A 21,236-nucleotide genomic window follows, 5' to 3' on the forward strand; every position below is an offset into this window, starting at 1 on the left:
GAGCAACGGAACCCAGGCCATCGTAAATTGTGCAGGCCAAGCCAAGCGAGGCTCGCGAGAGGGAGGTCCAGGTCGCGTTGCGGGCAAGGATATCGATCTTGCCTGTCTCGAGCATGGGCAGGCGGTTCAGGAGCCAGGCTGATGGCGTGATATTTTTTTTGGAGCGGGCGGGAACATATCGTGTCCTCGCACGTTCATGCGGGATGAACACGAACCCGAAAAATCCTCCTGACGACGACGTGCCCTCCAACACCGTCAAGCAGCCGGACAACTGGACAACCGGCGACGAGACGATGACAGGCGCCCAGGCTTCCTACCTCAAGACCCTGTGCGAAGAGGCGAACGAGCCTTTCGATGGGTCGCTGACCAAGGCCGAGGCATCCAAGCGCATCGATGCATTGCAGGCCAGAACAGGGCGCGGCCGAACCCACTGATTGGTCTGGACCTTCCGGTGCATCAGGGCAACTCGGCGACCGGCGCGGCTGCCCCAAAGCGAGTGCTCGGCCGTAGTTATGAACGCCAGATAGCAGGTTGATCCAACCTGTTGGCGATCGAACATGGTTAAGCCAGAGGTGCGTAACGCATTCGCAGATTTTTCCCCAGGGGCCTCGGCTAGGCCATGGTCCCGCAAGACTGGTATCCAGTCATACGGCGGCGCTTTGTCTTGAAGACAGCGCCAATTAAGCCGCGGGTGTCGGTTGATATCGCCTTGTAGCGGCGCGTTTGGACTGCACAGGGATCGACGTCCGGGATCAAGCTTGAATTCAAGGGGAAAACAATGGAATTTGAACAGATCACCTATGAGATCCGCGGCACGACTGCGATCCTGACGCTGAACCGCCCGGAACGGCGCAACGCGCTGAACGCCAAGCTGCTGCGCGAACTGCACGCGGCTCTGCTGGAGGCGGACGAACACAACGCCGTGCATTGCGTCGTGTTGCGCGGCGCCGGCCCGCATTTCTGCGCCGGCGCCGACCTGAACGAGTACGCCGGCGGCCGCGGTCCCGACTATCGCGCTCGCGCGGAAATCGACGACGACATCTGGCGGCTGGAGCAAGGCCAGCGAATGCGAGTGCAGATCTTCGACATGCACAAGCCGGTCATTGCCCAGGTGCACGGCACCTGCATCGGCATCGGCACCGAACTCGCCTGGTTCTGCGACCTGGTGATCGTCGCCGACGACGCGCGGATCGGCTTTCCGCCGGTGCGAGACCTGGGCACGCCGCCTGGCTCGATGTGGCTGTATCATTGTGGCCCACAATGGGCAAAGCGGCTGCTGCTGACCGGTGACAGCCTGACCGGCAAGGATGCCGTGGACATCGGGCTGGCACTGAAGTCCTACCCGGCGGATCAGCTCGCGACCGAGGTGATGCGTCTGGCCGACCGAATGGGCCTGGTCGATCCGCACCTGCTGTCGGCCAACAAGCGGATCGTCAACCTGGGACTGGAACTGATGGGCGCCCGCACGATCCAGCGCATCGGCGCCGAAATCGACGCGAGGGGGCATCTGGCCCCAAAGGCGCGGGCGTTCCGGGAGACGATGCGCGAGCACGGGGTGAAGCACGCATTCCAGCAGCGCGACGCGGCTTTCGGCAGCGGCTACGCGTCGGTGCATGGGCCTGACCCGGATTGATGACCGGCCGGAGAACGGCGGGCCTGTGCGCCCGGTTCATGCCGGTCAGGGGCGAGCCGCATCGGCATCAGGGTAACCATCCTGTTCATGACCGGCCTGCTCCGGACATGACAGGATCGATGCGGGGTCCCCGGTCAGGCCGGCCATGACGGGAGAACATAGCCAGAGTTATGAACCCTGGGAGAGCGGCGGTCGCATGGACGGCGACGGAACCGTGCCTACCTTCAAGTCATGACAATATCACCTCCCGCTATTCTCTGGTTTCGCAACGATTTGCGCGTAACGGACCAGGCCGCCCTGCACGCCGCGATGGAAACCGGCTGCCCGGTGCTGCCCGTGTTCATCCTGGATGACGCGGCCGCCGGCCCCTGGGCGCCAGGTGGTGCATCCCGCTGGTGGCTGCACCACAGTCTGGCTTCCCTGCGAACGTCATTGGCAGAACGTGGCACCGGCCTGGTGTTGCGCCGCGGCGACAGCGTCGCGATCATCACTGAGCTTGCGCGGCGGGCCGGCGCGCGGGAAGTTTTTACCGGCGGCTCGTATGAACCCTGGGCGCGCCGCCTGGACCGGATGGTGGCGGATGCCCTGGGGCAGCAGTCGGTCCGGCTCCACCGGATGCGCACCACCATGCTGTTCCATCCGGACTCGGTCCGCACCCGGACCGGCGGCGCGTACAATGTCTACACGCCATTTTCCAAGGCCTGTCTGGCGCTGGGCGGCCCCAAGCCGCCGCTGCCCGCACCGTCCGTCATTCCGGGGGCCGATCTCACTCAACCGTACATGGCTTCGGACAGCCTCGACAACTGGCGCCTGCTGCCGACCCGGCCGGATTGGGCCGGCGGTCTGCGCGAGACCTGGACCGCGGGCGAGGCCGGTGCCGCCGATCGTGTCGGTGATTTCCTGCAGCGCGGCCTGACCGGATATGCCGGCCGCCGCAACCAGCCCGGCGAGGTTGGTACCTCGATGCTGTCGCCGCATCTGCATTTTGGCGAGATCTCGCCGGCCAGCCTATGGCACGCGGCGTACCGCCACGCCGCCGGCAACGGCCGTGACACCTTCATCCGTGAGCTGTTGTGGCGGGAATTCTCTATTCATCTGCTGTGGCAGCACCCGACATTGCCCGAAGACCCGCTGCGCCCGAAGTTCGCGGCGATGCCCTGGCGCGACGATCCGGCCGCCCTGCGTGCCTGGCAGCGTGGCCAGACCGGGCTGCCGATCATCGACGCCGGGATGCGCCAGATCTGGCAGACCGGCTGGATGCACAACCGCGTGCGGATGATCGTCGCCAGCTTTCTAATCAAGCACCTGATGATCGCGTGGCAGACCGGCCAGGCGTGGTTCTGGGACACGCTGGTGGACGCCGACCTGGCCAGCAACGCCGCGAGCTGGCAATGGGTCGCCGGCTCCGGCGCTGATGCGGCACCCTATTTCCGCATCTTCAACCCGGTGCTGCAGGGTCGCAAATTCGACGCCGACGGGGATTATGTCCGTCGCTTCGTGCCGGAGCTCCGTGGCCTTGACACCCGGCATATCCATGCGCCGTGGGAGGCACCGCCCGCGGTTCTGGCGCAGGCCGGGGTCGTGTTGGGAACCACCTATCCGTTGCCGATCATCGACTTGGCGGCCGGCCGGGCGCGCGCCTTGCAGGCTTATGCGGGAATCCGTTCGGCGGCTTGATCATCTGGTCGCAACCAGTTGCCTGGCTGTTGCCTGACCGCCGCCCTATCTTCTTGAAGAATTCATGACACGCTTCATCATCCCTGCCGGTGTCAAGATCCGCGTCGTGGGCGATGTCCACGGCGATGCCGCCGCCTTCCGCTACGCGCTGGCGACAGATCGCTATGTAGTTCAGCTTGGCGACCTGGTGGATCATGGCCCGGACAGTGCCAGCACCCTGCGGATGATGTTCGACCGGGTCGAGCAGGAACTTGGGCTTTTTCTGTTGGGCAACCACGACCTGAAGCTGGCGCGGGCACTGGCCGGCGAGGGCGTTCGGGTAGAGCCGGTGGTGCAGGCAACGATCAACCAGCTCGACGACGGCCTGAAGGACCGGGCGCGCCGGCTGATCGCCGAGGCCCCCGTCTGGCTGCGGCATCAATCGGCGATCTTCGTTCACGGCGGGTTTCATACCGCGATGCTTGATCTGCCGTCGCCGCCACATGGGCTCGATCGGCCGCATGGCCCGCTGGCGCGGGCCCTGTACGGCGAGCCGACAGGGCGGATGCAATCGGACGGCTACCCGGAGCGCAGCCTGCGCTGGGTCGACCGGATTCCCGCCGGCGTGACAGTCTACTGTGGTCACGACCGGCGCAGCAACGATGGGCGGCCCTACGTCCGGCACGGCACGCTCGGCGGCACGGCGATTTTTCTGGACACCGGCGCCGGCAAGGGCGGGCATCTGTCCTGGATCGACCTGCCCTGACCGCCCGGTGGTAAATGGCCGATGTGGTGGCCGGCATGATCAGATGCAATTGGCCGGCTTTGCAGCATCCATGAGCCAATGCAACCAGCGGTTTATCTCGGCCTAGGGCTGTCATGGCGGCCGCAAGCTCTGATTAACTGGGACCTTCCGCCTCCCGCAGCCGGTGCTACGCTGTTGCCGGTGACCGATCCGATTCTCATGTTCATGATCATCGATGCCGCCGCGTTGCTGGTGCTCTGCATCCTGACGGCTGTGGTGCCGAACCCGGTCGCCGGCCTTGCCGCCACTGGCCTGAGCGGTCTTGGCATGCTGCTCTGCCTGCCACCGCTGCTGTCGCGTGCGGCGGCGACCATGTTGACGCTTCCGGTCGGTCCGCCGGGTCTGTCGCTGCATCTCACTCTCGACCCGGTCTCGGTCTTCTTCCTGCTGATCATATTCGCCTGCGGCACCGCCGTGGCGGCTTTCGCCGAGGCCGGAGATGCCGTTGCCGCAACAAAGCTGACCCAGGCCATCCTGCTTTGCCTGGCGGGCCTGTCGCTGGCCGTGCTGGCGTCGGACGCTGTTACCCTGTCTATCGGCCTCAGTCTCGCCGGGGCCGGCCTGTGGCGCATGGAGAGCAAGACCGGGCCTGTCCGGTTGGCCCCACCGGGGGGCCCAGCCTTGGCCATCGCCCCGTTGGCCGCCGTGTTCTTGCTGCTGGCCGCAGTTTGTCTGCTGGCGCCGGCCGGCTTTGCGCCGCGCTTCGACGCAATACGCGCGGCACCGATCGAACCGGGCAAGGCGACTGCCGCGGCCGCGCTGGCGCTGGCGGCGAGCCTGGGCCTGCTCACGCACCGGCGTGTGCCTCATCACTGGGCGCTGGAGGCGCTGATGGCCGGCGCCGTCATGCCTTGCGCGATCTACCTGCTGATCCGTCTGGCACTCGATCTGCCGGGTTCGGCGGCGCAGCCGTGGTGGGGGTTCGTGCTGCTGCTGGCCGGTGGCGCGATGTCGGTCGCGTATGGCTGGCAGGCGGTTCGGCAGCCGGACCTGAACGGTTCGGTCGGCTGCCTGACCCGGCGCCAGATGGGGCTCGCGGTTGTCGGCCTGGGCCTGACCCAGATCGCCCGCGCCAGCGACCTGCCGGATGCCGCATCCTTCGGGCTGGCGGCGGTCCTGCTGCTGACGCTCGGCAATGCTGCGGCGGGTACCTTGGCCGTGCTGGCCGCGCATGCCCTGGAAGCCGGCGCGGCGACGGTCCGGCTGGCGCGCCTGGGCGGTCTGGTCCAGACCATGCCGATCGCCTCCGCCGCGCTGGCTTCGGCACTGCTGGCCCAGTCGGCGCTGCCCCTGGCGGCCGGCTTCGCCAGCCTGTGGCTGCTGTTGCAGTCCATCCTGGCGGCGCCGCGCACCGGCGGCCTGATCTGCCAGCTTCCCCTGGCGCTGACCGCCGCCGCCGTGGCGCTGTCGGCCGCGCTTGCCACGGCGGCCGCGGTACGGCTTGTCGGCATTGTCGTGCTCAGCCGGCCGCGCAGCGTGCGTGGATCGGCAGCCAAGGATGTCGGATTCAGCCTGCGCCCGATCCTGCTGACACTGAGCGCGGTCTCGCTTCTGATCGGCGTCCTGCCGGGCCTGGCGCTGAGGTTGCTGGCGGATCCGATGATCCGCACCCTGACCGGTACCGGCCTGGGCGCCCGCGCCGGGCTGCTGACGCTGTCCGCCTCGGCCGAGTCCCCCGGCTATGCGCCGCTGCCAGTGCTTGCCATGCTGGGGCTGGCGACGGGCGTGGTCATCCTGATCGTCCGCCGATTTCGCAAGCAGACGCGGATCGCCGCGGTCTGGAGTGATGGCATCGCGCCCTCCCCCACCCTGCCCTTCGGCGATCCCGTGGCGCAGTCCGTCGGCACCGGCTTTCTGCCAACGGTGCCGAACATATGGCCGCAACTGCCGCCGATGTCGTTCCTGCCGCCGCCCCGCCTGTCGCGCGCGGTGATGGCCGTCAAGGGCCTTGGCTTATGGGCCATCCTGCTGGCTTTCGGCGTCCTGCTCCTGGTGCTGTCGCTGCTCGACGCCAGCGGCCCATGGCGGGTGCCTTCGGAGTTGCCTTGGAGATTGCCAGGGGCATGAGCATCGTTGTTTCGCTGTTCGCCCAGATTGTCCATCTCGTGCTGGTGCTGCTGGCGGCGCCGTTTGTCGCAGGCGTCATGGGCTGGCTCGACGCACGTTTCGCTGGCCGCTCCGGGCCACCGGTCCTGCTGCCGTGGCGGGATCTGGTTCGGCTGTCGCGCAAGACCATGGCAATTCCGGAGAGCGCGTCGCCGGTATTGTCCTGGGCGCCGTCCGTCAACCTGGGTGCCACGGTTTGCGCCGCGGCGCTAATCCCATCCTTCACCCTGGGAATGACCTTGGCGCCATTGGCCGACGGCCTGGTCATCGCGGCCCTGCTGAGCCTCGCCCGCGTCGCCCGCTGCCTCGGCGCCCTCGACACCGGTTCGGCCGCATCCGGAATGGCGGCGCAGCACGCCGGGGCGCTGGCGACCCTGACCGAGCCGGCGCTGCTGCTGTTCGTCTTCGGCCTGGCGTTGATGGGCGACGGCTTCAACCTGGATTTGATCATCGGTCAGCAGCGCGAGGGCCTGCTGCTGCCCGCCGCCGCCTCAGCGGTCGCCCTGGCCTGCCTGTTGGCACTGGTGTTCGCCGATGCCAGCGATGCGGCGGACGACCTGGAGCTGGATATCAGCGGGATCAACCTGGCGGTCTCGCGGTTCAGTATATGGCTGCGGCGGGTGATCTGGATCGACCTGATCGGCGGCCTGTTTCTGCCGATCGGGATGGCTGGAACCACGGGCGGTCCGCGCGAGTGGGCAGTCGGGCTAGTCTGCTGGGCCGTGAAGCTCGCCCTCGCCGTTCTTTGCCTGTCCAGCATCCGCACCCTGCTGGGTCAGGTCGCGCGGCGCGACTTGGCGGATCTGGCGGGGATCGCGGCAGTGCTGGCATTGCTGGCCATCATCATCGTACTGGTCAGCGCGGGGACGGCGTGACCGCGATCGCTCAGGGCGGCGGCGGGCTGGCGCTGGTGATGTGCTTTGCCCTGCTCGGCACGCGGCAGGTGGGTGCCGCGACGATCCTGTTGGTTGTCCAGTCCGCCGCTGTCGCCGCCGCGGCACTGGCGCAGCACCAGGCGCTGGTGGCGGCGGCGGTGGTGGTCGATGTGGTCGGCGCGTCGTGGTTTCTCCGCCGCAGCGTGTCGGCGGCTCACGCTTCGAATGAAAGACATCGCGGCGGCATCAGCGCGCACCTTGCGGCCGAGGTGCCTGACCCGTGGCCCGCCGCCATCGTCGCGGCGGAAAGAACCGGCGGAGGCGCAGCGGAATGGGCTGTTTATCCACCCGAAAACCAGGCCGTCGCGCCGCCAGTCGGGGGCGCGAAATCCGGCATCCTGATTGGCACCGCGCTGGCCATGCTGTGCCAGTCCTGCGGCCCGCTCGCCCTGCCGCTGGCGGTCGTGCTGCTGTCGATCCTGCTCGCGGCCACCAGGCGACATCGTCTAATGCGGCTGACGGCGCTGGTCTGCCTGCAGAACGGCCTGACGCTCGCCGTGTGCCTGACAGTGCGTGCCCCACTTCCGGCACTGGCCTGCTTCATCCTGCCCTTGCCGTTCGCCCTGGGACTGGCATTGGGCGATATCGTTCATCGCGACGCAGCCGTTCGCGGCTGGATCAGAAAACGGCTCGGATGGGTTCACCTCGCCGTATCGCTTGGGCTGTTCACCGCCAGCCTTATCATCCCGCTCAATCCGTTGGGCGCGGTCTTCGCGCCGCTGATCGGAACCTGGGGCGTCGCCGAGGCTTGGGCCGAGCGGAAGCGCCGCGGCCAGACAGTGGTCAACCGCGCCGCTGCGCTGTGGAAACTCGGGTTCATGCTGCTGGCGGTTGGCTCGCCGCAGCCGGTGGTTGCGTGGCTATGTATCGTCGTGGCAATAGCGGCGGCGATTTTTCCGACTGTCCGCCGCCGTTGGGATGCGATGCTGCTGGCATCCTGCGGCGCCGGCCTGGCGCTGTTTGGCCTGCTGACAGTCCCGGCCGGCCTGGTTTCCGTGTCCTGCACGGCGCTGTTCGTCGGCTATGCCTGCGTCGCGGCGGTCGTTCCCGACCTTGGCGTGGTGATTGTCATCCTGATCCTGCGGCTGGCGACACAGACCCATCTGCCGCCCATCGCCGGTGGCATCCTGATCAGCGTCGCGGTCGTGGCACTGCTGCTCTGCTCGGTCCTGTTGACGGAGCGGAGCGGACGGCACCGCGTGACCTTGCTGCAGCTTGCCCAGGTCAGCATCGCCGGCATGACCCTGGGTGTCGATCTGCCGCAGGCTCGGTTTGCCGTGCTGGTCCTGCTGATCCTGCTGATCCTGACCCGCGCGGCCACCCGGATCGCCGCCGGAACATACGACGAGCCGGCCACGTCCGTCGCCATCGCCGGTCTTGGCGGGATTCCGCCGTTCGGCGTGTTTCCCGGGTTGGTCCTCATCCTGCTGGCGATCGGCAGCCACGCGCCGCGGCTTCTGCTGCCCATCGGGCTGGGTCTGGCCGCCACGATCACCGCCAGCCGTCCGCCCGGCGTTCCGTCATGGACCCGCGCCACCGCGCTGTCGCCCGCCTGGGTGCCGCTCGCGCTGGCCTTGCTGTTCGGTTTTTTCGCGCCCGACCCGCTGGTCCGATGGCTGCACACCGCGATCGCCGGCATACCATGACTGCTCGCCGGATCATCAGCGCGGCCGAGACCGCGGTCTGCCACCCTTGGGTTCGGCACATCCTTCCACCGGCGGAATGGGCAGCGATGGCTGCTGCCTTGACAAGCGACAGCCTGGTCCTGCTCGCGCTCTGGGCGGACACGATCCAGGTGCATGCCCTGCTGCTAGACGAGGCCACGCTGACAGCGCTTCCCGTCTCGACGCCGGTCGAGGCCGGCCGCTACCCCGCCCTTTCGCCCAGCATCCCGCACGCCGCCTGGTTTGAACGGATGATCCATGACCTCTGGGGCCGCATCGCCGAGGGCGGGCGTGACCAACGTCCCTGGCTGGATCACGCAACTTGGCCGCTGTCGAGTCCCCTGGCGGTGCGCCCGGATCCGCCACATCCGCCTTACGATCCTCCCGATCCGCCGTTATCTGGCCATGATCCCCTCATGCAGCTTCCGCTTGGACCGATCTGGGGCCGCATCGAGGAGGCGGCGCAACTCCGCCTGACCCTGAGCGGAAAAGCTGTCGTCGCCGCCGAGAGCCGGCTGGGGTTCAGCCACAAGGGCACGCTGACGCTGGTGCGCGGCAAGCCGCCCCGGACCGCCGCCCGCTTCGCCGCACGACTGTCAGGCGATTGCACCGTGGCGCACGCGGTCGCCTTCGCCGCGGCCACCGAAGCCGCGCTGGAGGTCGCCGCGCCGCCCCGCGCGGTTGCGCTGCGCATTGTCATGCTGGAAATCGAGCGCATCGCCGGCCATCTCGACAACCTGACAGAGGTCGCTCGTCTGGCGGCGTGCCAGCCGGTGCGGACGCGGTGCGGCTATCTGCGCGAACGCCTGCTGCAGACCTCCGCCAGTGCCTTCGGTCATCGCCTGATGATGGACTGCGTCGTGCCGGGTGGACTTGCGATGGATATCGCGGAGGGCGGTCCGCAGGTAATCCTGCGCGTCCTGGGCGACATCTCGTCGCAGCTTGCGGCGGTTCGCCACCTGCATCATGGCACCGCCCTATCCGCCCGTCTGACCGGTGTTGGACGGGCCGGACATATGCGTGTCACCGCCCTGGGTGCCGGCGGCGTTGTCGGACGCGCCTCTGGCCGGCGGTTCGATGCCCGCGCGATGACCGGCGGCTACCACAGCCTGGCGCCGCGCGGCGTGGTGCGGCAGGACGGTGATGCCGCCGCGCGCCAGCACCTGCGGATCAGCGAGATCGACGAAAGCCTGCGGCTGATCAGTGCCGCGTTGGATCAGTTGCCGCCTGGCCCATTGACGGTCGCTCTGCCGCAGGCCAGCGGCGAGGGCATCGGCTGCGCCGAATCGGTTCGCGGCGACATCTGGCACTGGCTGCGGCTGGATCACGGCCAGATCGCAGGGTTCTTTCCGCGCGACCCCGGCTGGGCGCTGTGGCCGCTGGCGGAGCAGGTGCTGCAACATGGGCTGGCGGACGATGCGGATCTGATCCGCGCCTCGTTCGCCTTGCCGGTGTCGGGGATGGATCTGTGATGGTCACGCGGTTTGGATTGCCGGGAACGAACTTCAGGGCTGGTGCGAAGGCCGAGCCACCGGCCGCCGCCGATGCGGAAACGATCGCCTCGCTCTCGACCCGGTTGGACGCCGCCGCTCAGGTCCGCCTGGGGCGCAGCCTGGCGATCCGGCATGTGAATACCGGAAGCTGCAACGGCTGCGAGCTTGAGCTGCGTGCGCTGACCAACGTGGTGTACGAACTGGAACGGTTCGGACTGCGCTTCGTGGACAGCCCGCGGCATGCCGATGTATTGCTGGTGACCGGGCCGCTGACCCGCACGCTGCGGGCGACGCTGGAGCAGGCGCGACTTGCGGCGCCCGATCCGAAATGGATTGTCGCCGTGGGTGATTGTGCTGTGGACGGCGGAGTCTTCAAGGGAAGTTATGCGGTTCTGGGTGGCGCGGGGCTGGCGGTCCCGGTCGATCTGACCATCGGCGGCTGTCCACCGTCGCCGGCGCGCATCCTGGCCGGGCTTAGGTCGTTGCTGGAGGCCAATGCAGCGCGGAAAGGATGAAGCTGAGCCTGAACCGATACCAGCCTCCGTCGGGAGTATCATTGGCAAAGTTTCTTCAGAAGCGCTGGCTTAACCGATCAGGGCAAGCCTTCCGAAACCTGCACTGGCCGACCGGGGCCGGCCACTGGTCCAGCTACCACCTGCCGCGCCATCACGACGTCCAGTGCGGCGGCTGCCAGACCCAACGGTCCGACGTGAGGGACCACCACCCGGGCATCCACAAGTTGCCGTGTCCCTGCGCGGGAACCCATTGTCCCCCCGCCCAGGTGTAGCCGCTGCCGGTCCAATCCCAATGTCCGGGCTGCCATAACAAGGGATCAGCGGTGACCGGCGGCTTCGGCATCGTCTCCGGGATTAAGGCGGGCACCGGCGGATAGGGATTGGTGGCCTCGGGCGCCGGGCTAGTCGCGCAGCCGGCCAACAGGCCGACAGCCAGCAGCGTCGCCAGGATCAGCCTGCAGCTCATGCTTTCATCGTCCCCGCCACCTCATTCAGGCACCAGGACCGAGACCACCGCCTGCGCGGCGATGCCTTCGCCGCGGCCGGTAAAGCCCAACCTCTCGGTGGTCGTGGCCTTCACCGAGACGCGGCCGGCGTCGACACCCAGCAGGGATGCGATCCGCCGGATCATCAGCGGAGCGTGCGGGGTTATCCTCGGCCGTTCGCAGATCAGCGTCACATCCGCATTCACCAGCCGTCCGCCGCGCGCGGCGACTCGTTCAGCGGCATGGATTAGGAACCGTGCGCTGTCGGCATCCTTCCAGGCCGCCTCGGCGGGCGGGAAATGTCGGCCAATATCGCCCTCGGCCAGCGCGCCGTAGATCGCATCGCACAACGCATGGATGCCAACATCGGCGTCGGAGTGGCCAGCCAGCCCCTTCTCATGCGGCACCCGCACACCGCACAGCAACAGCGGCCGCCCAGCCTCCAGCACGTGCACATCGAAGCCGGTGCCGACCCGGGGAACCAAGGACGCCGCCATGATGCGCTCCAACCGCGGGAAATCCTCGGGATAAGTCAGCTTGATGTTGTCATCTGAACCGGGGACCACTTCCACCGTCTGGCCGGCGGCTTCCAGCAGGGACGCATCGTCGGTCGCCCCAACCAGCCCGGCGCGATGCGCGGCGAGCAAGGCGCTAAAGCGGAACGCCTGCGGCGTCTGCGCGCGGAACAGACCCGTCCGAGGTATCGTGCCGGTGATCACCCCACGCTCGACCCGCTTCAACGTGTCGGCCACCGGGGCACCCGGAATGGCGCCCGGCGATTCCGCCAGGGCCGCGAGCAGGGTGGGAATTGTTCCGGCCGGGATGACCGGACGTGCCGCATCGTGCACCAGAACAATATCCGGTCCATGCGGCGCGAGCGCTTCCAGCCCGGCACGGACGCTGTCCTGACGCGTCTCTCCCCCAGCCACGCTCGCCTGGCACCCGGCGAGACCCGCCAGGACCGCATCGATGGCGGCGGCATCCCCAACCGGCTGCAGCACGGATACATGCGCGGCCAACGCCTCGGCCGCATGACGGATGACGGGCTTGCCGGCAAGCGGCAGAAACTGCTTTGGCGTCGCCGCGCCGAAACGGCTTCCGGACCCGGCGGCGACGAGGATGGCGGCAAGCTGCATGGCACGGAGCAATGCCGCCCCAGGCGGCGCTCGTCAATGACCACTTGTCCAGCTCTTGCGGGTTGCGCCCTCGCAATGCGCTATGTTGCTGATCCAGGTGCTCGCTGATTTTGGCGCCGCGTCGCCCTGACGGCGGCGCGATCTCAGGAAATCGCGGCACAGCGAAGGGTAAGCCGCCGAAACGCTTGCCATCCCGGCGTAATAACGGGTTCAATACAATCAGACCCGCCCATGCCGACAGCCGTGAGACGCCCAAACCCAAGGATTGGCCCATGATCCTGCCGCCGCCACCTGATAGCACGTTGCAGACCATGCTACGGCGCATCGGCGCGCTGCGTCCCCGCCTGTCCTGTTCCGACACTGACCTGCTGGAAGCCTATTGGCGGCTGCATCCGCGCTTTCATTTCGTCAAGACCGTTCCCGCCGATGCCGCGCTGCTGGACATCGGCGCTGGCTCCGGCGGCCTCGCGCGATGGAAGCGATGGCTGCAGCCGTTCCGCGACGACATCGTCTTCTACGGCGTCGACCGCGCCCGTGGCACGGACGCCCATCTGTATCGCCGGTGGGAGTGCGTGAACCTGGACGCGGCCCTGCCGGATTTTCCCGATGTGACGTTCGACGCATTCATGCTCAGCCATGTCATCGAGCATCTGGGTGATCCGGCCCGCATGATCACCTGGATCGCGTCCCGCATTCGCCCCGGCGGCCGGGTCTATATTGAATGGCCAAACGAGAATGCCGCCCGTCAACCGCGCCGCGAGGCCTTTCTGCGGCACGATATCGACATCATGATCACGAATTTCTTCGACGACGCGACGCATCTTCGCATGATCCCGCCAGACGAAGTGCTCGGGCCGCTGACCCGGTCAGGCTTTCGGATCATTGGATCAGGCACGGTCGACCTCGGTCTGCCTGGCGAGGAGATGCTCGCCCGCGGCCTCGCCAATGGCGATGCGTTTGCTCGCCTTGCCGGCTACTGGTCGATGTCAGGCTGGTCGAACTGGGTCGTGGCGGCTTGGCCCCGGGACGATGATCCAAGCAACGGGGACGCCGCCGCCGGAGACGCCTGACGGCCTACGGTCCCGGCGCCTGGTATCGCACCTTGCGCACCCGCAACCGCCGCATCTCGATAAATTGCCAAAACAGCAGGATCGGCACACCCACGACAATGTCGCGCGCGCGCCGGACCAGGGAAACGCCTAGCGACAGCTCCGGCGGCACGCCGAAGATCGCGCCCAGACCAGCATAGCCGGCTTCCTGCACGCCGGCGTTCACCGGCACCAGGAAGGCGACGGCGGCGGCGGCGGCCAGCAGCGCCTCGATCGCCAGGGCGTCATCGAAGTCAAGCGGCACCCCCAGCGCGTGATAGCCGATCCAGCCGGCGCCACCGGTGCCGATCCAGCCGATCAGATGCACAAAAAAGCAAACCGCCAACTTTCCGGTATGACCGTAGATCAACGCGAGTTCCGCCTGCAGCACCTCCATCCGTTCGCGCGCGTCGGTAAACCAGTTGCCGGCGATACGCTGTCCAATACGGGCGAACACTGGCGCGGCACCCTTTTGTACCCAGATGAACGCGAAGCAGGCCAGGACGGCGAGGCCGATCCCGACCTCCACCGGCACCGCCAGTCCGGAGCGGGGTGCGCGCGCCAGCAGGATACCCAGCCCGATGGCGGCGAACGCGATTTGCGCCAGGAACTCCGCCGTGACATCGATGACGGTGGAGGCGGTGGCGGTGTGCCACTCCACGCCGTGCAAGGTCACCGCGCGGGCGCCGAACACGAATCCGCCAACCTGCGAGAACGGCAGGCAGTTGGCCGAGGCGTCGCGCACCATGCGGCCCCAGACCAGCACCCAGGGGCGGCGCATCGTGCGGGCCGGGGTAATCACGTCCCAGGCCGTGCCGAGGATGACGAACAGAAAAAGCTGCCAGCCGACGATCAGCCCGAACTGCGGCCAGCCGATCCGGCTCACGGACGAGACGACATTGCCAAAGCCATAGTACGACACCAGCAGCAGGGCGCCTGTTACCCCGATCAGGGCGAGCAGGTAGGAGAGACGTTTCATGGCTCCGGGTTCTGCCCCCCCAACCGGGCCGGGGCAAGCAGGCGTGGGACGAAGTACGCTGCGAAGTTATTTGAAGGCCGATTGTTGACGTGGCTTAGTGGAAACGCAAGTGAGTGTCTGCTGCGCGATCGTCCGCCGTCCGGTCGAGCCCGCGGGCGCGGGGCCGTTTATCCTGGCGCACCACCACCTCTTACAGTCCGCGTTTTGCAGACATCAAGCACGGAAAAGAGGACATTATCAGCACCAGCACTGGGTGACGCTATGGGTTGACTTTGTGTCGTCCATCCTCCTCTCCCTGCGATCTACGTGATCATCAAAGACCGATGACGACTGCCTCACCACGCCAAGGCGACTGTCCCTGCTCGCGAGCAGGCAACGCGACCGGCCGAGCGAGACTGGTGCGTCACCCTTCCGCGCCGCGGGTCAGGAGGGCAACACGAGCGAGTTCCGACAATGCGTCAGATGAACAAGACCAAACGCATGATCGCGATGGCCGGACTGCTGGAAGGCCTGGGGCCGGCCGGCATTCCCGCGTTTGCGCAGACGAGCGCTCCGCGACCGCCGGCAACGCAGGGAGGCGTGATGGATCATGGCATGCCCGCTTGTCAGGCGGAATGATGATAAACCTCACATTCAGGAAGCCAATCTGGTAATTGGCTGGCTACGCGCACCTAATTGCAATAAAATCGTCCGCGCAGGTACCGGGAAGCGCTCAACATGAAAACCGCGATCACCATCGGAACAGACGCCGAGCTGGTGGTTGAGACTTGCCGATACCGGCGAGAAAAGCACCGCACGCAGACGAACTTGATTGAAGCCGCCTTGCGGCAGCAGGTTTGCAAACCGCCACGAAAACACGTCATTCGCACGTTGCCCAGCGTGCAGCCCACCGAGAGTCGTCCAATCCATGCCGCTTGATACACTTGCTCCGTCTGGCGTAGCCAAGACCCGAACCGGTATTGCCGGGTTCGACGAGATCACGCTGGGCGGCCTGCCCACCGGCCGGCCCTCCCTGATCTGTGGCGCGGCGGGATGTGGCAAGACCCTGTTCGCCGTCACGTTCCTGGTCAACGGAGCGAACCTGTTCAATGAACCGGGCGTCTTCATGAGTTTCGAGGAACGTGCCGACGATCTGGTGGCCAACTTTGTGTCACTCGGCTACGACCTCGAAGGTCTGACGGGGACCGGCAAACTCATCATCGATCACGTGCGTGTCGAGCGGAGCGAAATCGAGGAGACCGGAGAGTACGATCTTGAAGGGCTGTTCGTGCGGCTCGGCTTCGCCGTGGACACGATCGGCGCGAAGCGGGTGGTGCTCGACACCATCGAATCGCTGTTCTCGGGCTTTACCGACCCGTCCGTGTTGCGGGCCGAGCTGCGCCGGCTGTTCGGCTGGATCAAGGATCGCGGGCTGACCGCGATCGTCACCGGTGAGCGTGGCGAAGGGCACTTCACCCGTTTTGGCCTGGAGGAATATGTCTCCGACTGCGTCGTCCTGCTCGACAACCGCGTCGAGGACCAGATCACGACGCGTCGGCTCCGGGTCGTGAAGTATCGCGGTTCGGCGCATGGCACGAACGAATATCCGTTCCTGATCGATGTCCAGGGCATCAGCGTGCTGCCGGTGACCTCATCCGGGCTCACTCGCCCGGTCACCAGCGACATCGTCTCCAGCGGCATTTCCGGTTTGGACGCCATGCTGCGCAACGGCGGCTTCTATCGTGGTTCAAGCATCCTGCTGTCAGGCGTCGCCGGCACTGGCAAAACCACGATCGGCAGCCATTTTGTCGATGCAGCCTGCGCGCGCGGCGAGCGCTGCATGTTCTTTGTGTTCGAAGAAGGAGCCCAGGAGATATGTAGAAACGCGCTTTCGGTCGGTATCGATCTGCAAAAGCGAGTCGATAGCGGATTGCTACGCTTCGAAGCGGCGCGCCCAAGCCTGTATGGTTTGGAGATGCATCTGGCGCGCATGCACCGTGACGTTGCACAATTCGCGCCCTCGGTGGTCGTCGTCGATCCAATTTCGGCCTTCCGCGGTCCGAGCTCGGAGGTTCATGCAACCCTGCTGCGGATGGTGGACCTGCTCAAGAATCTTGGCATCACATCGCTCTTCACCAGCCTGCGTAGCAGCGGTTCGCTGCTCGAGGGCACCGACCAGGGGCTGTCCTCGTTGATGGACTCCTGGATCAAGCTCATGGACGTGGAGGAGAATGGTGAGCGCAATCGCATCCTCTACATTATCAAGTCGCGTGGAACGAGCCACTCGAACCAAGTCCGTGAATACCGCATGACCGACGCCGGGATCGAACTGATCGACGCCTACATTGGCCCGGAGGGTGTATTGACCGGCACCGCACGCCTGACGCAGGAAGCCCGCGAGCAGGCGGCGAGCGAGCACCGACGGCAGGAGATCGAGCGACGCAGGCGCGACTTCGCCCGACGTCGCGACGCTGTCGAACGCCAGATCGCCGAATTGCGGGCCGTCCTCGAGATCGAGGAGGAGGAGGCTCAGACGCGTCTTACCGAGGAGAACGCGCACGAGGCAGCGCTGGCTAGTGATCGTCAGGTGATCGCCGTCCGCCGGGGGGCCGCGGAGTGAGTCTTGATCCGCAAGTGCCCGAGCCGGCTTCGGATGCCGATGCGGATCCGGGCACTTACCATCTGCGGCTTTACGTGGCGGGACAGACAACGAAGTCCCTGGCCGCCGCGGCCAACCTCAAGCGCGTCTGCGAGAATCACCTGGCCGGGCGTTACGAGATCGAGGTGATCGATCTGCTCGAAAATCCCAGGCTAGCCGCCGGCGACCAAATTCTGGCAATTCCAACTCTTGTACGCCGATTGCCGGCGCCACTGAAGCGCATCATCGGCGACCTCTCGAACACGGAGAAGGTGTTGGTGGGGTTGGATATCCGGCCCCAAGCCAAATCGACATGAGCAAAGACAAGGAAGCAGAAGCCGCAAACGCCTATCGACTGCGACTTTTCGTGGCCGGAAGCACACCTCGCTCGCGTCGCGCGATCGAGAACCTGAAGCAGGTCTGCGACCAGCACCTTGTCGGCCAGGTCGATCTGGAAGTCATTGACATCTATCAGCAGCCTGAACTCGCCGAGAAACATCAGGTCGTCGCCGTGCCGACCTTGGTCAAGCTGTTGCCTTTGCCGGTCCGGCGGATCATCGGCGACCTGTCGGAGCAGGAACGGGTTCTGCGGGGACTGGAACTCACGCCACTGCCGCTGTCGATCCGTCATGAATCCTGACGCGGCGCCGGGCGGCAACGCACACCTGATTGGCCGTATTCGGGAACTGGAAGCCAGGCTGGAGGAGAGCGAGGATACCCTGGAAGCCATCCGGCGCGGCGACATCGATGCGCTGGTGGTCAGCGGACCAGCACAGGAGCACCGGATCTACACGCTGGAGAATGCCGATCGTCCCTATCGCGTGCTGATCGAGCAGATGCAGGAGGGTGCCGTCACCATCGGCGAGGACGGCACGGTGCTCTACTGCAACAGACGGCTCGCCGCCATGCTAGGCGTTCCGCAGGAACGGATCATCGGTCAAAGCTTGCAGCGGTTCCTGCTGCCGGGCGATATCGCCCGCTTTACGTCTCTGCTAACCGAGGCGAGACGAGCCGGAGCACGGAGCGAGCTGACGCTGCGCACCGCCGAAGCAAGGGACATTCCCGTGTATCTCTCGCTCAACCTGCTGCTGGACGGCGATACGGCGCTGCTGTGCGGAGTTCTGACCGATCTGACCGAACAAAACCTCCATCTCCGGGAGCTGGCGGAAGCCAACGATCGCCTGCTACGGGAGAGTGCCGAACGTGAGCAGGTCGAGGATGCGCTGCGCCAGGCGCAGAAGATGGAGGCGGTGGGCCAGCTCACTGGCGGACTGGCGCACGACTTCAACAACTTGCTGACCGGCATCACTGGCAGCCTGGAATTGCTGCAGGCCCGCGTGGCGCAAGGTCGGCTGGGAGAGATGGACCGCTACATCACCGCGGCGCAGGGTGCGGCAAGCCGCGCTGCGTCGCTGACACATCGGTTGCTGGCGTTTTCACGCCGCCAGACGCTCGACCCCGTGCCGACGAACCCGAACCGCCTGATCACCGGCATGGAAGACCTGATTCGACGAACCGCCGGACCGGCGATCTTCGTCGAGACAGTGCTGGCGGTCGGGCTCTGGACGACGCTATGCGACCCTAACCAGCTTGAGAACGCGGTGTTGAACCTCTCGATCAATGCCCGGGATGCCATGCCGGACGGCGGCAAGCTGACAATCGAAACCGCGAACGTGTGGCTGGACGAGCGAGCGGCGCATGAGCGGGACATGGCGGCAGGCCAGTATATCGTGGTCTGTGTGACAGACACGGGCACAGGCATGCCGCCGGATGTGGTCGGCCGTGCCTTCGACCCGTTTTTCACGACGAAGCCGATCGGTATGGGCACCGGCCTCGGCTTGTCGATGATCTATGGTTTCGCGCGGCAGTCCGGCGGACAGGCGCGCATCTACAGCGAACCAGGGCAAGGCACCACGGTTCGCGTCTTCCTGCCGCGGCATGCGGCGGCGGAGACGAGCCAGAACCCTCCCGAGCCGCAGGCGTTGCCTGAACGAGCCGAGGCCAACGAAACCGTGCTGGTCGTCGATGACGAGCCGACCGTGCGCATGCTGGTCGCGGAGGTGCTGGAGGAACTGGGTTATGCCACGATCGAGGCTGCCGATGGCCCCTCTGGACTGCAGATTGTCCTATCGGAGGCCAGGATCGATCTGCTGATCACCGACGTCGGCTTGCCGGGAGGTCTGAACGGCCGTCAGCTCGCCGACGCGGCCCGCCATCGCCGGCCGGACCTGAAAATTCTTTTTATCACCGGCTACGCCGACAACGCCGCGGTTGGAAAAGGCGTTCTCGAGCGCGGCATGCAGGTGATGACCAAGCCGTTCGCCATGACCGCATTGGCCGCCAAGATACGCTCGATGCTGGAGGCGGGTTGATCCCCGCCGCCATCGGCTGTTGATCCAGAGGTCGTGCTGGCGGCCCGATCGGCCTGCGAGACCTCAAGCCGGTTAAAGCGCGGTGTAGCCGCCGTCCGCGATGACCAGCGATCCGGTGACGAAGCTCGACGCGGGCGACGCCAGGAACGCGATTACCTCGGCGATCTCGACCGGCTGTGCGACCCGGCCGATCGGGTGGGCGCTGGCGTAGCTGGCCAGCGTCGCTCGGCTGTCCTCGACGATGCCTTCCAGGATGTCGGTTTCGACCACCCCCGCGGCAACGGCATTGGCGCGCACACCACGGCCGCCGTACTCAACGGCAATCACCTTGGTAAGCTGGGCGATAGCGCCCTTGGAGGCGGCGTAGGCGGCCTGATCCTTCATGGCTACCGCGCTCACGATCGAAGCGACGCTGACAATCGTGCCGCCGCCGCGCTCGACCATGACGCGCAGCGCCTCGCGCGCATGCAGGAAGTTGCCGCGGGCGTTCACGGTCATGATGCCATCCCAATCGGCGACGCTCGTTTCGACGAGCGGCTTGTTCATGGTCCGCCCGGCGTTGTTGACGAGGATGTCGAGGCTGCCAAAGCGTTCAAGCGCCAACGCTATGGTGCGTTGCGCGGTGTCCTCCTCCGAAATATCGCCGGTGACCGTGGCGACGTCGTCCGTCGCCAGGTCGCACACCGCCTGGCTCAGGTCGCTCGCCACCACCCTGGCGCCGCGCGCGCGGAGGATGCCGACTGTCTCGCGGCCAATCCCCCGCGCGGCACCCGTCACGATCGCGACTTTGCCCGCCAAGCTCCAGCTTTCCGGATATGTCATGGTGTCTGCCTCACGCCTGTGCCGGAAAGTCGGTGCCGCGGGTCACGTCCTCCCAGCGGTCCATCTCCTCGATCACCGCATCCACCTTCTCGCGGACACGGCGGAGCGCGTCCGAGCCGAGGAGCAGGTGTAGCGGCGGCGTTTCCGAGTCGACCGCGGCCAGAATGGCGGCGGCGCCGCGCGCCGGGTCGCCGATCTGCTTGCCCGCGATCTCGTCGAGATGGGCGAGCGCGCGGCCAACTGTTCCGGCGTAGGCATCGCCCACGCCCGTGCTCCTGCGGATCGAGTGGTCGGACAGGAAATTGGTGCGGAAGTCGCCCGGCGCCACGGCTGTTACCTTGATGCCAAGCGGTCCGACCTCCTGCGACAGGCTCTGCGACAAGCCTTCCATGGCGGACTTGGCGGCGGCGTAGGCGCCGGAACTGGCCATCGGCGCACGGCCGGCGATTGAGGTGACGTTGATGATGTGGCCGCGTCCCTGCGCGCGCAGCCGCGGCAAGGCGGCGCGGATCAGCCGGAACGGGCCGAAAACGTTGACCTCGAACAGGTGCGCGACTTCGGCGTCCGTCGCCTCCTCGATGGCGCCGAGCAGACCGTAACCGGCGTTGTTGACGAGGACGTCGATCTGGCCACCCAGTTCAAATGCTCGCGCCACGGCGGTTTCGACCGCTGCCTTGTCGGCGACATCGAGTTGCAGGACGTGCAAGTTGCCCGTGCCTGCATTCAGGTCAGCCGCGTCAGCGCGTACGGTGCCGATGACGGTGTCGCCGCGGTCAAGCGCGGCCTGGGCCAAAGCCTGCCCGAGGCCGCTCGAAATGCCGGTGATAAGCCAGGTTTTCATAACACTCTCCTTGATCGGAGGCATATGTCGGACTGGCTGATGGATGCGGAATGCCTTACCTGCTAACAGCGCTTGTAAGCTGGGCTACA

General features: G+C 66.4%; 20 protein-coding genes. 14 read left to right on the top strand and 6 right to left on the bottom strand.

All coding sequences use genetic code 11. The features are described from left to right. The first annotated feature begins 203 nt into the window (after positions 1-203). The 9 genes from ACQY4S_RS02270 to ACQY4S_RS02310 all read left to right on the top strand — a co-directional run bounded on the left by ACQY4S_RS02270 (position 204) and on the right by ACQY4S_RS02310 (position 10,807). Positions 204-434 (top strand): DUF3072 domain-containing protein, encoded by a 231-nt coding sequence (locus ACQY4S_RS02270; RefSeq protein ID WP_428483560.1) that lies wholly within the window; start codon positions 204-206, stop codon positions 432-434. 344 nt (positions 435-778) lie between these two features. Further along, entirely contained in the window at positions 779-1,633 is an 855-nt protein-coding gene (locus ACQY4S_RS02275) for a crotonase/enoyl-CoA hydratase family protein (protein WP_428483561.1), read from the top strand. A gap of 231 nt (positions 1,634-1,864) precedes the next feature. Continuing rightward, on the top strand, positions 1,865-3,310 hold the full coding sequence (locus ACQY4S_RS02280; protein ID WP_428483562.1) for a cryptochrome/photolyase family protein: 1,446 nt from the start codon (positions 1,865-1,867) through the stop codon (positions 3,308-3,310). Positions 3,311-3,374: 64 nt separating this feature from the next. Beyond that, positions 3,375-4,055 carry a metallophosphoesterase gene (locus ACQY4S_RS02285; RefSeq protein WP_428483563.1) on the top strand — a complete coding sequence of 227 codons (681 nt, stop codon included), beginning with the start codon at positions 3,375-3,377 and terminating at the stop codon, positions 4,053-4,055. Positions 4,056-4,235: 180 nt separating this feature from the next. Further along, entirely contained in the window at positions 4,236-6,161 is a 1,926-nt protein-coding gene (locus ACQY4S_RS02290) for a proton-conducting transporter membrane subunit (RefSeq protein WP_428483564.1), read from the top strand. Then, the gene (locus ACQY4S_RS02295; RefSeq protein ID WP_428483565.1) at positions 6,158-7,075 is read left to right on the top strand and encodes an NADH-quinone oxidoreductase subunit H; all 918 of its coding nucleotides are present in this window, start codon (positions 6,158-6,160) and stop codon (positions 7,073-7,075) included. The genes ACQY4S_RS02290 and ACQY4S_RS02295 overlap by 4 nt, the downstream gene beginning before the upstream one ends. Further along, positions 7,072-8,781 carry a hypothetical protein gene (locus tag ACQY4S_RS02300; RefSeq protein WP_428483566.1) on the top strand — a complete coding sequence of 570 codons (1,710 nt, stop codon included), beginning with the start codon at positions 7,072-7,074 and terminating at the stop codon, positions 8,779-8,781. The genes ACQY4S_RS02295 and ACQY4S_RS02300 overlap by 4 nt, the downstream gene beginning before the upstream one ends. An 86-nt stretch (positions 8,782-8,867) precedes the next feature. Next, positions 8,868-10,271 (top strand): nickel-dependent hydrogenase large subunit, encoded by a 1,404-nt coding sequence (locus tag ACQY4S_RS02305; RefSeq protein ID WP_428483567.1) that lies wholly within the window; start codon positions 8,868-8,870, stop codon positions 10,269-10,271. Further along, positions 10,271-10,807, top strand: coding sequence for an NADH-quinone oxidoreductase subunit B family protein (locus tag ACQY4S_RS02310; RefSeq protein WP_428483569.1), 537 nt, complete (start codon positions 10,271-10,273; stop codon positions 10,805-10,807). Before ACQY4S_RS02305 ends, ACQY4S_RS02310 begins: the two co-directional genes overlap by 1 nt. Positions 10,808-10,958: 151 nt before the next feature. Here ACQY4S_RS02310 and ACQY4S_RS02315 read toward each other — a convergent pair whose 3' ends face one another. Beyond that, positions 10,959-11,273, bottom strand: coding sequence for a hypothetical protein (locus ACQY4S_RS02315; RefSeq protein WP_428483570.1), 315 nt, complete (start codon positions 11,271-11,273; stop codon positions 10,959-10,961). 21 nt (positions 11,274-11,294) lie between these two features. Next, positions 11,295-12,428: a bifunctional 2-C-methyl-D-erythritol 4-phosphate cytidylyltransferase/2-C-methyl-D-erythritol 2,4-cyclodiphosphate synthase gene (locus tag ACQY4S_RS02320; RefSeq protein ID WP_428483571.1), complete on the bottom strand. Its 1,134-nt coding sequence runs from the start codon at positions 12,426-12,428 to the stop codon at positions 11,295-11,297. 272 nt (positions 12,429-12,700) lie between these two features. Here ACQY4S_RS02320 and ACQY4S_RS02325 point away from each other — a divergent pair, with 272 nt between their 5' ends. Further along, positions 12,701-13,498, top strand: a complete 798-nt coding sequence (locus tag ACQY4S_RS02325) for a class I SAM-dependent methyltransferase (RefSeq protein WP_428483573.1) — start codon at positions 12,701-12,703, stop codon at positions 13,496-13,498. Positions 13,499-13,502: 4 nt separating this feature from the next. Here ACQY4S_RS02325 and ACQY4S_RS02330 read toward each other — a convergent pair whose 3' ends face one another. After that, positions 13,503-14,495 (bottom strand): lysylphosphatidylglycerol synthase domain-containing protein, encoded by a 993-nt coding sequence (locus ACQY4S_RS02330; RefSeq protein WP_428483574.1) that lies wholly within the window; start codon positions 14,493-14,495, stop codon positions 13,503-13,505. A 633-nt stretch (positions 14,496-15,128) separates the two neighbouring features. Beyond that, a complete protein-coding gene (locus ACQY4S_RS02335) occupies positions 15,129-15,404 on the bottom strand; it encodes a hypothetical protein (RefSeq protein ID WP_428483575.1) in 276 nt (91 codons plus the stop codon). Between ACQY4S_RS02335 and kaiC the strand changes: the two genes are divergently transcribed. Genes kaiC through ACQY4S_RS02355 form a run of 4 tightly spaced genes read left to right on the top strand, consistent with a single transcriptional unit; the run spans position 15,403 to position 19,484 of the window. After that, positions 15,403-17,094 carry a circadian clock protein KaiC gene (gene kaiC / locus ACQY4S_RS02340; RefSeq protein ID WP_428483576.1) on the top strand — a complete coding sequence of 564 codons (1,692 nt, stop codon included), beginning with the start codon at positions 15,403-15,405 and terminating at the stop codon, positions 17,092-17,094. The two genes, ACQY4S_RS02335 and kaiC, sit on opposite strands and share 2 nt — an antisense overlap. Continuing rightward, a complete protein-coding gene (locus ACQY4S_RS02345; protein WP_428483577.1) occupies positions 17,091-17,429 on the top strand; it encodes a circadian clock KaiB family protein in 339 nt (112 codons plus the stop codon). Before kaiC ends, ACQY4S_RS02345 begins: the two co-directional genes overlap by 4 nt. Then, positions 17,426-17,752 carry a circadian clock KaiB family protein gene (locus ACQY4S_RS02350; protein WP_428483579.1) on the top strand — a complete coding sequence of 109 codons (327 nt, stop codon included), beginning with the start codon at positions 17,426-17,428 and terminating at the stop codon, positions 17,750-17,752. Before ACQY4S_RS02345 ends, ACQY4S_RS02350 begins: the two co-directional genes overlap by 4 nt. Then, complete coding sequence (locus ACQY4S_RS02355; protein ID WP_428483580.1) at positions 17,742-19,484, top strand: ATP-binding protein; 1,743 nt, start codon at positions 17,742-17,744, stop codon at positions 19,482-19,484. Before ACQY4S_RS02350 ends, ACQY4S_RS02355 begins: the two co-directional genes overlap by 11 nt. 72 nt (positions 19,485-19,556) lie before the next feature. Here ACQY4S_RS02355 and ACQY4S_RS02360 read toward each other — a convergent pair whose 3' ends face one another. Together ACQY4S_RS02360 and ACQY4S_RS02365 are read right to left on the bottom strand one after the other, a co-directional pair. Next, positions 19,557-20,282, bottom strand: coding sequence for an SDR family NAD(P)-dependent oxidoreductase (locus ACQY4S_RS02360; RefSeq protein ID WP_428483581.1), 726 nt, complete (start codon positions 20,280-20,282; stop codon positions 19,557-19,559). A gap of 34 nt (positions 20,283-20,316) precedes the next feature. Beyond that, a complete protein-coding gene (locus ACQY4S_RS02365; protein ID WP_428483582.1) occupies positions 20,317-21,147 on the bottom strand; it encodes an oxidoreductase in 831 nt (276 codons plus the stop codon). Positions 21,148-21,236 lie beyond the last annotated feature (89 nt).

This window comes from Rhodopila sp., from assembly GCF_965276935.1.
Classification (GTDB): domain Bacteria; phylum Pseudomonadota; class Alphaproteobacteria; order Acetobacterales; family Acetobacteraceae; genus Rhodopila.

What these genes read in the sequence shown, in the direction of transcription:
- ACQY4S_RS02270 (WP_428483560.1), top strand. Translation starts at nt 204, where the DNA reads ATGAACACGAACCCGAAAAATCCTCCTGACGACGACGTGCCCTCCAAC.
- ACQY4S_RS02275 (WP_428483561.1), top strand. Translation starts at nt 779, where the DNA reads ATGGAATTTGAACAGATCACCTATGAGATCCGCGGCACGACTGCGATC.
- ACQY4S_RS02280 (WP_428483562.1), top strand. Translation starts at nt 1,865, where the DNA reads ATGACAATATCACCTCCCGCTATTCTCTGGTTTCGCAACGATTTGCGC.
- ACQY4S_RS02285 (WP_428483563.1), top strand. Translation starts at nt 3,375, where the DNA reads ATGACACGCTTCATCATCCCTGCCGGTGTCAAGATCCGCGTCGTGGGC.
- ACQY4S_RS02295 (WP_428483565.1), top strand. Translation starts at nt 6,158, where the DNA reads ATGAGCATCGTTGTTTCGCTGTTCGCCCAGATTGTCCATCTCGTGCTG.
- ACQY4S_RS02305 (WP_428483567.1), top strand. Translation starts at nt 8,868, where the DNA reads ATGGCTGCTGCCTTGACAAGCGACAGCCTGGTCCTGCTCGCGCTCTGG.
- ACQY4S_RS02310 (WP_428483569.1), top strand. Translation starts at nt 10,271, where the DNA reads ATGGTCACGCGGTTTGGATTGCCGGGAACGAACTTCAGGGCTGGTGCG.
- ACQY4S_RS02315 (WP_428483570.1), bottom strand. Translation starts at nt 11,273, where the DNA reads ATGAGCTGCAGGCTGATCCTGGCGACGCTGCTGGCTGTCGGCCTGTTG.
- ACQY4S_RS02320 (WP_428483571.1), bottom strand. Translation starts at nt 12,428, where the DNA reads ATGCAGCTTGCCGCCATCCTCGTCGCCGCCGGGTCCGGAAGCCGTTTC.
- ACQY4S_RS02325 (WP_428483573.1), top strand. Translation starts at nt 12,701, where the DNA reads ATGATCCTGCCGCCGCCACCTGATAGCACGTTGCAGACCATGCTACGG.
- ACQY4S_RS02330 (WP_428483574.1), bottom strand. Translation starts at nt 14,495, where the DNA reads ATGAAACGTCTCTCCTACCTGCTCGCCCTGATCGGGGTAACAGGCGCC.
- kaiC (WP_428483576.1), top strand. Translation starts at nt 15,403, where the DNA reads ATGCCGCTTGATACACTTGCTCCGTCTGGCGTAGCCAAGACCCGAACC.
- ACQY4S_RS02335 (WP_428483575.1), bottom strand. Translation starts at nt 15,404, where the DNA reads ATGGATTGGACGACTCTCGGTGGGCTGCACGCTGGGCAACGTGCGAAT.
- ACQY4S_RS02350 (WP_428483579.1), top strand. Translation starts at nt 17,426, where the DNA reads ATGAGCAAAGACAAGGAAGCAGAAGCCGCAAACGCCTATCGACTGCGA.
- ACQY4S_RS02355 (WP_428483580.1), top strand. Translation starts at nt 17,742, where the DNA reads ATGAATCCTGACGCGGCGCCGGGCGGCAACGCACACCTGATTGGCCGT.
- ACQY4S_RS02365 (WP_428483582.1), bottom strand. Translation starts at nt 21,147, where the DNA reads ATGAAAACCTGGCTTATCACCGGCATTTCGAGCGGCCTCGGGCAGGCT.